Annotated in this window: 12 protein-coding genes and 1 pseudogene; 9 read left to right on the top strand and 4 right to left on the bottom strand. The window is 53.8% G+C overall.

Translation table 11 applies throughout. From position 1 onward, the window contains the following. Nucleotides 1-9 precede the first annotated feature (9 nt). Entirely contained in the window at nt 10-429 is a 420-nt protein-coding gene (gene iraM, locus ACNQ0W_RS17835) for an anti-adapter protein IraM (protein ID WP_048981886.1), read from the top strand. 387 nt (nt 430-816) lie between these two features. Next, nucleotides 817-1,035 (top strand): cold shock domain-containing protein, encoded by a 219-nt coding sequence (locus ACNQ0W_RS17830; RefSeq protein ID WP_017384577.1) that lies wholly within the window; start codon nt 817-819, stop codon nt 1,033-1,035. A 116-nt stretch (nt 1,036-1,151) separates the two neighbouring features. Here ACNQ0W_RS17830 and ACNQ0W_RS17825 read toward each other — a convergent pair whose 3' ends face one another. Then, complete coding sequence (locus ACNQ0W_RS17825; protein ID WP_213083756.1) at nt 1,152-1,316, bottom strand: YnfU family zinc-binding protein; 165 nt, start codon at nt 1,314-1,316, stop codon at nt 1,152-1,154. Nucleotides 1,317-1,467: 151 nt separating this feature from the next. On the opposite strand from ACNQ0W_RS17825, the gene ACNQ0W_RS17820 reads away from it, so the two are divergent. The 3 genes from ACNQ0W_RS17820 to tus all read left to right on the top strand — a co-directional run bounded on the left by ACNQ0W_RS17820 (nt 1,468) and on the right by tus (nt 4,279). Then, nucleotides 1,468-1,695 (top strand): hypothetical protein, encoded by a 228-nt coding sequence (locus ACNQ0W_RS17820; protein WP_006808923.1) that lies wholly within the window; start codon nt 1,468-1,470, stop codon nt 1,693-1,695. Nucleotides 1,696-1,976: 281 nt separating this feature from the next. Then, the gene (gene rstB / locus ACNQ0W_RS17815; RefSeq protein ID WP_039270888.1) at nt 1,977-3,275 is read left to right on the top strand and encodes a two-component system sensor histidine kinase RstB; all 1,299 of its coding nucleotides are present in this window, start codon (nt 1,977-1,979) and stop codon (nt 3,273-3,275) included. A gap of 74 nt (nt 3,276-3,349) precedes the next feature. Further along, nucleotides 3,350-4,279, top strand: a complete 930-nt coding sequence (gene tus / locus ACNQ0W_RS17810) for a DNA replication terminus site-binding protein (protein ID WP_062932602.1) — start codon at nt 3,350-3,352, stop codon at nt 4,277-4,279. Here tus and fumC read toward each other — a convergent pair whose 3' ends face one another. Continuing rightward, entirely contained in the window at nt 4,280-5,674 is a 1,395-nt protein-coding gene (gene fumC / locus ACNQ0W_RS17805) for a class II fumarate hydratase (RefSeq protein WP_116329886.1), read from the bottom strand. It lies immediately after the preceding gene. 182 nt (nt 5,675-5,856) lie between these two features. Then, entirely contained in the window at nt 5,857-7,503 is a 1,647-nt protein-coding gene (gene fumA, locus ACNQ0W_RS17800; protein ID WP_015570656.1) for a class I fumarate hydratase FumA, read from the bottom strand. 199 nt (nt 7,504-7,702) lie between these two features. Between fumA and manA the strand changes: the two genes are divergently transcribed. Together manA and ACNQ0W_RS17790 are read left to right on the top strand one after the other, a co-directional pair. Then, nucleotides 7,703-8,878, top strand: coding sequence for a mannose-6-phosphate isomerase (manA, locus tag ACNQ0W_RS17795; protein ID WP_003857564.1), 1,176 nt, complete (start codon nt 7,703-7,705; stop codon nt 8,876-8,878). Nucleotides 8,879-8,977: 99 nt separating this feature from the next. Continuing rightward, nucleotides 8,978-10,504, top strand: a complete 1,527-nt coding sequence (locus ACNQ0W_RS17790) for a YdgA family protein (protein ID WP_047051873.1) — start codon at nt 8,978-8,980, stop codon at nt 10,502-10,504. Between the two features lie 101 nt (nt 10,505-10,605). On the opposite strand, the gene ACNQ0W_RS17785 is transcribed toward ACNQ0W_RS17790, so the two are convergent. Then, the gene (locus ACNQ0W_RS17785) at nt 10,606-11,634 is read right to left on the bottom strand and encodes a Mal regulon transcriptional regulator MalI (protein WP_022647925.1); all 1,029 of its coding nucleotides are present in this window, start codon (nt 11,632-11,634) and stop codon (nt 10,606-10,608) included. Nucleotides 11,635-11,813: 179 nt separating this feature from the next. Between ACNQ0W_RS17785 and ACNQ0W_RS17780 the strand changes: the two are divergent. Next, nucleotides 11,814-12,008: pseudogene (locus ACNQ0W_RS17780) on the top strand (PTS sugar transporter subunit IIBC); the annotation flags it as partial. 236 nt (nt 12,009-12,244) lie between these two features. Next, nucleotides 12,245-12,511, top strand: coding sequence for a DinI family protein (locus ACNQ0W_RS17775; protein WP_063613879.1), 267 nt, complete (start codon nt 12,245-12,247; stop codon nt 12,509-12,511). The last annotated feature ends 33 nt before the right edge of the window (nt 12,512-12,544 follow it).

Raw genomic sequence — 12,544 nt, 5'->3', positions numbered from 1 at the left:
CTAATTCTCATGCTAAACCTTATACTCTCTCAATTATTTAATGAAAGAGGTATAGCAATGTCATGGAGAGTCATTAGCTCGGTAATTTGTCCTAACACGGGAATCGTTTATTCAAGCATCTTGGGACTCAAGTTCTTGAAACTCATCATTTGGTATGAAAGCGATGTCTATTTGTACCCCGGCGACAGGATATATCCGACAAAAAATGGCGTCTTCATTAATGGTGTTTTCAAGCCTATATCGATATACAACATATCCCCTTACAACGAAATGTTGTGGAGTGAAATTAAAAACAAGATGGCCTGCCCATACAATCGAAACCAGCAAGAGGAGATATGCACATACGCGGTGCATTGCAACGCGCGGAAATGCCCGCATGGGTTTGCCACCAACCCACTGATTGTCAGCACAGGTAAATCCAGACATTAGCGAAAATCGGAAATATTGAGTTCATGATAATTAATATTTCTGCTGCGCTGCCTTTGTCCGGATAAATCTCCGTGACTACAGCCCAAATGCTCCTGTAGGGACATTTGGGCTGTAGTCACGCCTGGCAACTCTGGCTTCGTGTACGAAATTAATTTTTATCGTGCACTTTTAAGAAAGCCATCCGGAAGGCCAAAATAAAAATTGCTAATTAACCCTGCCCGTGCATTAATGGTCTCGTTAGTCCGATCCAATAATAGTTTGACACCTTGCATGACAATTCTCATAACCAGGCGCTATCGCTGATATCCCCTCCTTTTGAGTCCATACCTTAGCATTATATGTTTATTAGCTTTTCTATCACTTCGAAAATGTTCAAATGGGGTCTTTATGTCATCAAAAATTTTAGGTCTGGTTAAGTGGTTTAAGGAAGATAAAGGCTTTGGTTTTATCTCCCCTGTAGATGGCAGCAAAGATGTTTTCGTGCATTTCTCTGCCCTTCAGGGAGAGAACTTCAAAACACTTTTTGAAGGTCAGAAAGTCGAATTTATCATCGTAAGCGGCGATAAAGGCCCTGCTGCTGCGAATGTAACGCTTTGCGATAAATGATATTAACAAGGACCTGCGATAACGATGATAGTTTTCCCTGACCAGACCGGGCCTTGTTAATGAGGTCAGGCGATCTCAAAAGCATCATCTCTTCCACTTATTGTATACGTATTTCTTCAGAGACGCTGGGAGGATTTAAACAAAGCGCTACAGTAGGGACAGACAAGTTGGGCCCCCTTTTGTATGCGAGTGAAACTGTGCTCTGACTCTTTAGCGCAGTTTGGACATGAACATTTGACTAAATAATTGCGACGGAGTTGCGAGTTTTTACGTCCCGACATAGGCTGCTCCTGAATGAAAAGGAGTGCCACCATACACGTTAAGGCAGGATATTGCTTGCTTTTATTTCCCAAAGCGCGCAAAAAATGGAAGGTAGTCTCACTTCTGGAACATTCATACCTTGCCCAATCACAAAGAGATGCAGAGTGATATATGAAAAAGGTGATCGTTTTTTTTAATGCCAATCCCAGCAAAGTCATTATCGTGCTTAAGGGCATAACGTCTGTACGCCAGACTTATCCGAATGGCGAAGAAATTAATCTTCAGATCATGACTGCAAGCTTTCCATCGTTGACCGGCGATCATGATTCTCTCTATGTTGCTTCAGACAGAGAACTTACCTCTCAGGACATATCTGATGTTGCCAAACAATATTTATAATATTTTCTGACACGCGTCCGGTTTATAACACAGCATTTATTTCACTCAGAATGATAAAAAATACTCTCCATCATTATTATTGCCTGCTTAATGCAGGCTTTTTTACAACATTGCTCTTTAAATGTAACTATTCCGCATAATCGTGCTATTCACTTTGCTCCCTCTGTTTTCGAAGAAAGTGTATCATCAACCTTCTTCGCTCCTGTGGTGATATGGTTGTCCACGCAGGGCTGACGAAGTAAAGCCAGGTTCTTAATTGATTGATTTAGCGGTGCTATCCAATGAAAAAGCTGTTTGTGCAGTTTTATCTCCTGCTGTTTGTCTGCTTTCTGGTGATGACCATGCTGGTCGGGCTGGTCTACAAATTCACCGCAGAGCGCGCGGGCAGGCAATCCCTGGACGATCTGATGAAAAGCTCGCTCTACCTGATGCGTAGCGAGCTGCGAGAAATTCCTCCTCATGACTGGGCGCGCACGTTAAAAGAGCTGGATCTGAATCTGTCGTTTGATCTGCGTATCGAACCCATGAAGGATTTTGATTTGGCGCCGCCTGCGATGCAGCGTCTGCGCGACGGAGACATCGTCGCACTGGACGAGAAATATACCTTCATTCAGCGTATTCCACGCAGCCATTATGTCCTTGCCGTCGGGCCGGTGCCCTATCTCTATTACCTGCACCAGATGCGCCTGCTGGATCTCGCCCTGCTGGGCTTTATTGCCATCTCGCTCGCTTTCCCTGTGTTCATCTGGATGCGACCGCACTGGCAGGACATGCTGAAACTGGAATCCGCCGCACAGCGTTTTGGCGAGGGTCATTTAACTGAACGCATCCATTTCGACAGCGGTTCCAGTTTTGACCGTCTCGGTATTGCCTTCAACCAGATGGCCGATAATATCAACGCCCTGATTGCCAGCAAGAAGCAGCTGATCGACGGCATTGCGCATGAACTGCGCACGCCGCTGGTACGCCTACGTTATCGCCTGGAGATGAGCGAGAACCTCACCGGGGCGGAATCGCAGGCGCTCAATCGGGATATTGGCCAGCTTGAAGCGCTGATTGAAGAGCTGCTGACCTATGCCCGCCTCGATCGGCCTCAGACGGAGTTGCACCTCAGTACACCGGATCTCCCCGTCTGGCTACAGACGCATATTAACGATGTGCAGAGCGTTAACCCTCAGCGAAAACTGCTGGCAGCCATTACCCCCGGCGCGTACGGCGCACTGGACATGCGCCTGATGGAACGCGTGCTGGATAATCTGATGAACAACGCCATGCGCTACAGCGAAACGACGCTGCGCATAGGTTTAGATTTGCAGGGAAGCCAGGCGATTCTGTGTGTAGAAGACGATGGCCCCGGCATTGAGCCGGCGGAGCGTGAAAAAGTTTTCGAGCCGTTTGTGCGCCTCGATCCCAGCCGCGATCGGGCTACCGGCGGCTGTGGTCTGGGGCTGGCTATTGTCCGTTCTATTGCCCAGGCGATGGGTGGTACGGTTCGCTGCGAAGCGAGCGAGCTGGGTGGGGCCCGTTTCGTCTTTAGCTGGCCGATCTATCACAATATTCCCCTTCCCGTACCTGCCTGACCTAAACCGCACGCTGGCCTGACCCGGCGTGTTGTGCTATATCAGTAGTATGTTGTAACTAATTAGGGGCTACCATGGCAACTTACGATCTCATTGAAAGGCTTAACACCACATTTCGGGAAATAGAGCAGGCGTTACTGACCCTGACGGGGCAACTTCAGGACTGCCGACTGCTGGCCGCCCGCGTCTTTTCCCTGCCCGAGGTAGCGAAAGGCGCCGAGCACGACCCGCTGAACACCATTGAGGTGACGCAGCATATTGGCAAGGCAGCGCTGGAACTGACGTTGCAGCACTATCGTCGCCTTTTCATCCAGCAGCAGTCCGAAAATCGCAGCAGTAAGGCCGCCGTTCGCCTGCCCGGCGTCATCTGTCTGCAAACGGATGCCGCAACGCGTGAAGGAATTGAGGCGCAGATTACGCATATCAATACCCTGAAAGCCGCCTTCGAGAAGATTGTAACCGTTGAGTCCGGGCTGGCGCCGGCTGCCCGTTTTGAATGGGTGCATCGCCAGCTTCCGGGGCTGATCACCCTGAATGCTTACCGCACGCTGACGGTACTGCGCCACCCCGCCACGCTGCGCTTCGGCTGGGCCAACAAGCACATCATTAAAAATTTCACGCGCGATGAGATCCTGGCTCAGCTGGAGAAAAGCCTGAAATCGCCGCGAACGGTCGCCCCGTGGTCGCGGGAACAGTGGATTGAACGGCTGGAGCAGGAATACCACAGCATTGCCTCCCTGCCAGCTGATACCCGTCTTAAAATAAAGCGTCCGGTGAAGGTGCAGCCTATCGCCCGCGTCTGGTACGCCGGGCAACAAAAGCAGGTGCAATACGCCTGCCCGACGCCGCTGATTGCGCTCTATGATGCCGATCAGGGTGCGGTGGTGCCGGATATCGGGGAACTGCTGAACTACGATGCTGAAAACGTTCAGCATCGCTATAAACCCCAGGCGCAGCCGCTACAGCTGATTATTCCGCGGCTGCACCTGTATGTGGCGCAGTGATTACCTGAGGCTGCCCACCATCGCTTCCGGGCGGACCCAGGCATCAAACTCGGCGTCCGTCAGGTAGCCCAGCGCCAGCGCAGAGGCTTTCAGGGTAAGCCCCTCTTTGTGCGCTTTTTTAGCGATTTCGGCCGCTTTGTCATAACCAATATGGGTATTCAGCGCCGTTACCAGCATCAGAGACTCATTCAGCAGCTGGCTGATTCGCTCGCGATTAGGCTCAATGCCCACCGCGCAGTGCTCGTTAAAGCTCTCCATGCCATCGGCCAGCAGACGAATCGATTGCAGTACGTTGTGGATCACCATCGGGCGATAGACGTTAAGCTCGAAGTTACCCGACGCGCCGCCCATGTTAACCGCCACGTCATTACCCATCACCTGACAGCACAGCATGGTCATGGCTTCGCACTGAGTCGGGTTCACTTTACCCGGCATAATGGAGCTGCCCGGCTCGTTTTCCGGAATGCTGATTTCGCCGATGCCGCAGCGCGGGCCGGAGGCCAGCCAGCGCACATCGTTGGCAATTTTCATCAGCGAGGCCGCCAGCCCTTTCAGCGCGCCATGGGTATGCACCAGGGCATCACAGGTCGCCAGCGCTTCGAATTTATTCGGCGCGGTAACAAACGGCTGCCCGGTGATCTTCGCCAGCTCTTCGGCCACGCGCACCGCGTACTCGGGATGGGTGTTTAAGCCAGTGCCTACCGCCGTCCCGCCGAGCGCCAGCTCCGCCAGATGCGGCAGGCTATTGTCGATATGCTTAAGGTTGTGCTCCAGCATTGCCACCCAGCCGGAGATCTCCTGGCCGAGCGTCAGCGGTGTGGCGTCCTGAAGGTGCGTACGACCAATTTTAACGATGTCGCGGAAGGCCTGCGCTTTCTCGTTAAGCGTAGATTTAAGCACGTTGAGCTGCGGGATAAGCTGCTCGCGGATAGCGATGACGGCCGCCACGTGCATGGCCGTCGGGAACACGTCGTTGGAACTCTGGCTTTTGTTCACGTCATCGTTCGGGTGGATCTTGCGCTCCATGCCGCGCACGCCGCCAAGCAGCTCGCTTGCACGGTTCGCCAGCACCTCGTTCATGTTCATGTTGCTCTGGGTGCCTGAGCCGGTCTGCCAGATGGCAAGGGGGAATTCGTCGGGATGTTTGCCCGCCAGCACTTCGTCGGCGGCATTGATGATGGCGGTGGCTTTATCGGCATCCAGCAGGCCCAGATCCTGATTGACTTTGGCGGCAGCGCGTTTGGTCAACGCCAGCGCCTGGATTAGCGAGACGGGCATTTTCTCTGTAGAAATGCGGAAATGATCCAGCGAACACTGGGTTTGTGCGCCCCATAGCTTGTCGGCCGGGACGTCGATGGCGCCCATGGAGTCTTTCTCGCGGCGATGCATTGTCATTACTTACTCCTTGATAACAAAGATGGGATTGCTCACATGCTTAAGAGATAAGTATTGATGACTTCTGAGAAACGTTATGGCGCTTTGTGCGCTCTTTTTGATGTCGGGTGGCGGCTGCGCCTTACCCGACCTGCGAGAATGCAGGCCGGGTAAGCGTCAGCGCCACCCGGCAATTTACAGACTTACTTCACACACGCCGAACACTGGGAAGACTGGATCTGTTTGAAGAAGTCGTTACCTTTGTCATCCACGAGGATGAACGCAGGGAAGTCTTCCACTTCAATTTTCCAGATCGCTTCCATACCCAGTTCCGGGTACTCCACGCACTCCAGGCTCTTGATACTGCCCTGCGCCAGCACCGCCGCCGGGCCACCGATGCTGCCGAGGTAGAAGCCGCCATGCTTGTGGCACGCGTCCGTCACCTGCTGGCTGCGGTTGCCTTTCGCCAGCATGATCATGCTGCCGCCGTTGGCCTGCAACTGGTCGACGTAGGAGTCCATACGGCCCGCCGTGGTTGGGCCTAACGAGCCGGAAGCATATCCATCAGGCGTTTTTGCCGGGCCAGCGTAGTAGATCGGGTGATCTTTAATGTACTGCGGCAGCCCTTCGCCGTTGTCCAAGCGCTCTTTCAGCTTCGCATGGGCGATGTCGCGGCCCACGATAATCGTCCCGTTCAGGGAAAGGCGCGTTGAAACCGGATACTGCGAAAGCTGCGCGAGGATCTCTTTCATCGGACGATTCAGGTCAACGCGAACCGCTTCCCCCTCGCCCGCTTTACGCAGTTCTTCAGGGATGTATTTGCCCGGGTTGTTCTCCAGCTTTTCGATCCAGATGCCGTCGCGGTTGATCTTAGCTTTGATGTTACGGTCCGCTGAACAGGAAACGCCCATCCCCACCGGACAGGAAGCACCGTGGCGCGGCAGGCGGATCACGCGAATGTCATGCGCGAAGTATTTGCCGCCAAACTGCGCGCCCAGGCCCAGATTCTGCGCTTCGGCCAGCAGTTCCTGCTCAAGCTGCACGTCCCGGAACGCCTGACCATGTTCGTTACCTTCCGTTGGCAGGCCATCGTAGTATTTGGTTGAGGCCAGCTTAACGGTTTTCAGCGTGCTTTCAGCAGACGTACCGCCAATCACAAACGCGATATGGTACGGCGGGCAGGCCGCGGTGCCGAGGGTGCGCATCTTCTCGACCAGATAATTCTTCAGCTTGCCCGGGGTAAGCAGCGCTTTGGTTTCCTGGTAAAGATAGGTTTTGTTGGCTGAACCGCCGCCTTTGGCGATGCAGAGGAATTTGTACTCGTCACCGTCGACGCTGTAGAGGTCAATCTGCGCAGGCAGGTTGGTGCCGGTGTTCACCTCTTTATACATATCCAGCGCCGCGTTTTGCGAATAGCGCAGGTTGTCTTCGGTGTAGGTGTTGTAAACGCCGCGCGCCAGCGCCGCTTCGTCACCGCCGCCGGTCCAGACGCGCTGGCCTTTTTTACCGGTGATAATCGCCGTGCCGGTGTCCTGGCAGGTCGGCAGAATACCTTTCGCCGCGATATCAGAGTTACGCAGGAATTGCAGCGCGACGTATTTGTCGTTCTCGCTGGCTTCCGGGTCGCTCAGAATATCGGCAACCTGCTGCTGATGCGCCGGACGGAGCATAAAGGAAGCATCGTGGAAGGCTTGCTGCGCCAGCAGCGTCAGCGCCTGCGGGTCAACTTTGAGGATCTCCTGCCCTTCAAACTCAGAGACAGAAACGTAATCGCGGGTTAACAGGTAATACTCGGTCTGATCCTGACTGAGGGGGAAAGGATCCTGATAATGGAAGGGTTTATTCGACATTGTTCTCTCACTTACTGCTTCGGTCTGTTTATTCAGGGCAGATGTTCCGCTGCCCGGCTTAAAAGCGAGTCAGCTTATCCTACACAATTTTTTAACAAAAACTGAGACTAGTACGACTTTTTACATCCGCAGGTTACTTCCATTCGGTTTATTGCTTTAATACGCGGAGTTAATTCCACATATGAATCAGGGCTTGATAATGCAAAAACTCATCAACTCAGTGCAAAACTACGCCTGGGGAAGTAAAACTGCGTTAACGGATCTCTACGGTATCGCCAACCCGGACAACCTGCCGATGGCAGAGCTGTGGATGGGCGCGCACCCGAAGAGCAGCTCAAAAATTGAAGATGCCAGCGGCCAGGTTCGCAGCCTGCGTGACGTCATCGACGCCGACAAAGCCGCACTGCTCGGCGATAAAGTGGCGAATCGTTTTGGTGAGCTGCCGTTTCTGTTCAAGGTATTGTGCGCCGACCAGCCGCTCTCTATTCAGGTCCACCCGAACAAAAAAGCCTCTGAGCTGGGCTTTGCCAAAGAAAATGCCGCCGGTATTCCGTTAGACGCCGCAGAGCGTAACTACAAAGATCCTAACCACAAGCCGGAACTGGTTTTCGCCCTTACCCCTTTCCTGGCGATGAATGCCTTCCGCGAGTTTTCCGAGATCATCTCCCTGCTGCAACCGGTCGCCGGGGCTCACAACGCGATCGCCCACTTCCTGGAAAACCCGAACGCAGAGGCCTTGAGCGAACTGTTTGCCAGCCTGCTGAATATGCAGGGCGAGGAAAAATCCCACGCGCTGGCGGTGCTGAAAGCCGCGCTGAACAGCCAGCAGGGTGAGCCATGGGACACCATTCGCGTAATTTCCGCGTTTTATCCGGACGACAGCGGCCTTTTCTCTCCGCTGCTGCTGAACGTGGTGAAGCTCAACCCGGGCGAAGCGATGTTCCTGTTCGCTGAAACACCGCACGCCTACCTGAACGGCGTGGCGCTGGAGGTGATGGCTAACTCCGATAACGTACTGCGCGCGGGCCTGACGCCAAAATACATCGACATCCCTGAGCTGGTTGCCAACGTGAAGTTCGTGGCGAAACCTGCTGCGGAGCTGCTTACGCAGCCGGTGAAAAACGGCGCAGAGCTGGACTTCCCGATTCCGGTTGACGATTTTGCCTTCTCGCTGCACGACCTCAGCGCAGACGAAACCGCCATTGCACAGGAGAGCGCCGCGATCCTGTTCTGTGTGGAAGGCGAAGCGACGTTGCACAAAGATAGCGAGCGTCTGGTGCTTAAACCGGGTGAATCCGCCTTTGTCGCGGCAAACGAGTCGCCTGTCCGGGTGAGCGGCACCGGTCGCCTGGCGCGTGTTTTTAATAAGCTTTAGGGACTTACTGAATTTTTTAACAACTCTTGCTAAGCTAGTAACAGGCGTTGTAACACCAGGCGGTTTTAACCGCCTGGTTTCATTTTAGGGATAATCGCAATGAAAAAATCGGTCGTAGCGGTAGGAGTGATTGTTGCTTTAGGCGTGATCTGGACGGGTGCATCCTGGTATACCGGGAAACAGCTGGAAAGCCGTCTGGCAGAGATGATGGCGCAGGCAAACAGCGAGATTAAGCGCAGCGCGCCTGAAGCAGGTCTGGAGCTGAGCTACCAGAACTACCAGCGTGGCGTGTTTACCAGCCATATGCAGGTGGTGGTGAAGCCGGTTGCGGGTAATCAGAACGCCTGGCTGAAACCGGGCCAGAGCGTGGTGCTGGATGAAGTGGTCAGCCACGGTCCGTTCCCGTTGGCGCAGTTGAAAAAGTTTAACCTGATCCCCTCTATGGCATCCGCCAGGACCGTACTGGTGAATAACGAGGTGACGAAGCCGATCTTCGATATGGCGAAAAATGAGTCGCCGTTTGAGATCAATACCCGCATCAGCTATGCCGGTGATACGCATTCCGACATCGACCTGAAAGCCCTGAATTACGAACAAGGCACCGATAAAGTCGCTTTCAGCGGCGGTAATTTCCAGCTTGATGCCGATCGCGACGGCAAGAATGTCTCCCTGACCGGCGATGCCGCCAGCGGCCTGGTGAATTCAGTCAATGAATATAACCAGAAGGTGCAGCTTACCTTCAACAATCTGAAAGCCAGCGGCAATAGCCGTATGACCGATTTTGATGAGCGTATCGGCGACCAGAAACTGAGCCTCGATAAGATTGCCATTGCGATCGAAGGCAAAGAGATGGCGGTGCTGGAAGGCATGGATCTGGACGGCAAGTCGGACGTGTCCAAAGACGGTAAAAGCATCAATACCCAGCTGGATTACAGCCTGAAAAGCCTGAAAGTACAGAATCAGGATCTGGGTACCGGTAAGCTGTCGCTGAAAATCGGCAACATTGACGGCCAGGCGTGGCACGAATTCAGTCAGAAATACAGCAAAGAGAGCCAGGCTCTGCTGACCGATGCCGCCCTGCAACAGAACCCGCAGGCGTACCAGCAACAGGCGATGACGGTGCTGTTTAATAACCTGCCGATCCTGCTGAAGGGCGAGCCGGTGATTACCGTTGCGCCACTGAGCTGGAAAAACGGCAAAGGCGAAACCAACTTCAACCTGTCGCTGTTCCTGAAGGATCCGGCCGCCGCGACCGGCGAACCGCAGACCCTGGCGCAGGAAGTTGACCGCAGCGTGAAATCGCTCGACAGCAAGCTGACCATCCCGATGGATATGGCAACCGAGTTCATGACCCAGATTGCGAAACTTGAAGGGTATGGTGAAGAAGATGCAGGCAAACTGGCGAACCAACAGGTGAAAGGCCTGGCGGCGATGGGCCAGATGTTCCGCATCACGAAGGTGGAAGACAACACCATTTCCACCAGCCTGCAATATGCTAATGGTCAGGTGACGCTCAACGGCGACAAAATGCCGCTGGAAGAGTTTGTCGGTATGTTTGGTATGCCGACGCTGGGCATGCCGGAACCGGCTGAACCGGCAGCGCCGCCAGCAGTACCGCAGCAGTAAACGAAAAACCCCTCGCATGAGGGGTTTTTTATTGCCGGGTGGCGCTGACGCTTGCCCGGGCTACGATCCTGAGCCGTTGTAGGCCCGTGCAAGCAAAGCGTTTACTTCACCGTCACTAACCGCGCAGCCACTATCTGATGCCCGGCCTGCACGTCCGTATTTTCAATGCGCTGCATGATCCTGTCTGCCAGGGTGTACCCCATTTCACGAGCCGGCGTCGTCGCCCAGACGATGGGGAGATCGTCTAACGCATTTTCACCGACATCCGCAAACGCCCCCAGCGCCACCTGATGGCCGAAGAACGTTTCTACCCCGCCCTCACCACTCTGGCGTCCTGCGCGGATCAAACCGAACCACGCCCCCATCGCAATGACGTCGTTATAGCAAATCACCGCGCTGATGGTCGGGCTGTTGCGGAGCAACGTGCCGATGGCTTCTGCGGCTTTTTTCTGGCTGGATTCACACTCCACCACCCATTCGCTGTGAAACGGCAGGCCGTATTTGATGAGCGTGGAGCAGTAACCGCCCACCCGCTCGGCACGCGTCAGGGACGAGCTTTTACCGCCGAGCCAGGCGATGCGCTGATGGCCGCGATGAATAAGATGCTCGGTCAGCATTTGCGCGGCCTGCATGTTATCCGGCCGAAGGGTATCGGCTTCGTCGAGATAGCTGGCGCGCGACGCAAACACCAGCGGTACGCCTTTCTGCGCCGCGCGCTCACACAATTCACTGCCCACGCCGGACGCGCCGGCCACGATCACCCCATCCACCCCTTGCGTCAGCAGCATATCCAGCCTGGAGAGCAGTTGCTCCGGTTCGCGCCCACCGTGGAGCAGGAAAACCATTCGCCCCTGCGCTTCAAGCGCCTCGGTAAGCCCGGCGGTCAGTTCCGCATAAAACGGCGACGCGAGGTCGCGAACGATCAGCCCTATCACCCCGCTTTGCCCACCGCGCAGCGCCGACGCCTGGCGATTACGCACAAAGCCTAACTGCTCAACGGCCTCGTTGACGCGCTGACCCGTTGCAGGAGAGATGCGCCCCTTCCCGCTCAATACCAGCGAAACGGTGCTGACGGAAACCCCCGCCGCCAGCGCGACATCGTTGATGGTGATCTTTTTCGCTACAGCCATGTGGTGGCGTGACTCCTTGATAATGAGATCGCTAAAACGTTTTATCAATACGTTATCTTTATACTACCAGTAAAAGCCTGAGAATGTGATTTAGCGCGCACTAAAGTTTGATAAAACGTTTTATCTTCTCGCCCCATCGAGGTCGTTAAATCTCTTTCTACCATTTAAGGAGTCGTTTTATGACGACGAAAGCAGCACAAAAAATATCGCTGTGGGAGTTTTTCCAGCAACTGGGTAAAACCTTTATGCTGCCCGTGGCGCTTCTCTCTTTTTGCGGGATCATGCTGGGGATCGGCAGCTCGTTAAGCAGCCATGACGTCATTACCCTGATCCCTTTCCTCGGAAATCCGGTACTTCAGGCGATCTTCATCTGGAGACTATTAAGTCTTTTAATGAAGTGGCTTGATGTTGGATTGATGTGCGGTAACTTCTGCTATGTTGCCGCGATACGATTTGTCATGTGCAATGTACTAACGTCGTTTCGCGGTAACTTTATGCCCCACCCATGCCCCATAGCTCTCTTCTGAAATGCTATATACCTAACCGTTGACACTGTATAAATAACCAGTATAAATTCTCTTTAAAAATACAGTCGTTTCCGGAGGTCTTTATGTTCGTTGAGCTGGTCTATGACAAGCGTAATGTTGATGGTTTGGTAGGCGCCAGAGAGATTATTCTGGCAGAACTGACGAAACGGGTGCACCAGATTTTCCCTGACGCAGAAGTGAAGGTTAAGCCGATGCAGGCGAACGCCTTAAACAGCAACGCCAGCAAAAGTGATCGTGAAAAGCTGAACCGCATGCTTGAAGAAATGTTTGAAGAGTCAGATATGTGGCTGGTATCTGAGTTCCCGTCCGTTCTCCAGAATGGAATGTGATATTTGACGGCAGTAAAAGAGTCGCTTTACTGC

It is taken from the genome of Enterobacter cloacae complex sp. 6730903, assembly GCF_048283985.1.
In the GTDB taxonomy this organism is placed as follows: domain Bacteria; phylum Pseudomonadota; class Gammaproteobacteria; order Enterobacterales; family Enterobacteriaceae; genus Enterobacter; species Enterobacter hormaechei_C.
Note: the sequence above shows the minus strand (reverse complement) of the source record. Positions and strands in the feature narration are given on the sequence as shown.

What these genes read in the sequence shown, in the direction of transcription:
- iraM (WP_048981886.1), top strand. Translation starts at nt 10, where the DNA reads ATGCTAAACCTTATACTCTCTCAATTATTTAATGAAAGAGGTATAGCA.
- ACNQ0W_RS17830 (WP_017384577.1), top strand. Translation starts at nt 817, where the DNA reads ATGTCATCAAAAATTTTAGGTCTGGTTAAGTGGTTTAAGGAAGATAAA.
- ACNQ0W_RS17825 (WP_213083756.1), bottom strand. Translation starts at nt 1,316, where the DNA reads ATGTCGGGACGTAAAAACTCGCAACTCCGTCGCAATTATTTAGTCAAA.
- ACNQ0W_RS17820 (WP_006808923.1), top strand. Translation starts at nt 1,468, where the DNA reads ATGAAAAAGGTGATCGTTTTTTTTAATGCCAATCCCAGCAAAGTCATT.
- rstB (WP_039270888.1), top strand. Translation starts at nt 1,977, where the DNA reads ATGAAAAAGCTGTTTGTGCAGTTTTATCTCCTGCTGTTTGTCTGCTTT.
- tus (WP_062932602.1), top strand. Translation starts at nt 3,350, where the DNA reads ATGGCAACTTACGATCTCATTGAAAGGCTTAACACCACATTTCGGGAA.
- fumC (WP_116329886.1), bottom strand. Translation starts at nt 5,674, where the DNA reads ATGACAATGCATCGCCGCGAGAAAGACTCCATGGGCGCCATCGACGTC.
- fumA (WP_015570656.1), bottom strand. Translation starts at nt 7,503, where the DNA reads ATGTCGAATAAACCCTTCCATTATCAGGATCCTTTCCCCCTCAGTCAG.
- manA (WP_003857564.1), top strand. Translation starts at nt 7,703, where the DNA reads ATGCAAAAACTCATCAACTCAGTGCAAAACTACGCCTGGGGAAGTAAA.
- ACNQ0W_RS17790 (WP_047051873.1), top strand. Translation starts at nt 8,978, where the DNA reads ATGAAAAAATCGGTCGTAGCGGTAGGAGTGATTGTTGCTTTAGGCGTG.
- ACNQ0W_RS17785 (WP_022647925.1), bottom strand. Translation starts at nt 11,634, where the DNA reads ATGGCTGTAGCGAAAAAGATCACCATCAACGATGTCGCGCTGGCGGCG.
- ACNQ0W_RS17775 (WP_063613879.1), top strand. Translation starts at nt 12,245, where the DNA reads ATGTTCGTTGAGCTGGTCTATGACAAGCGTAATGTTGATGGTTTGGTA.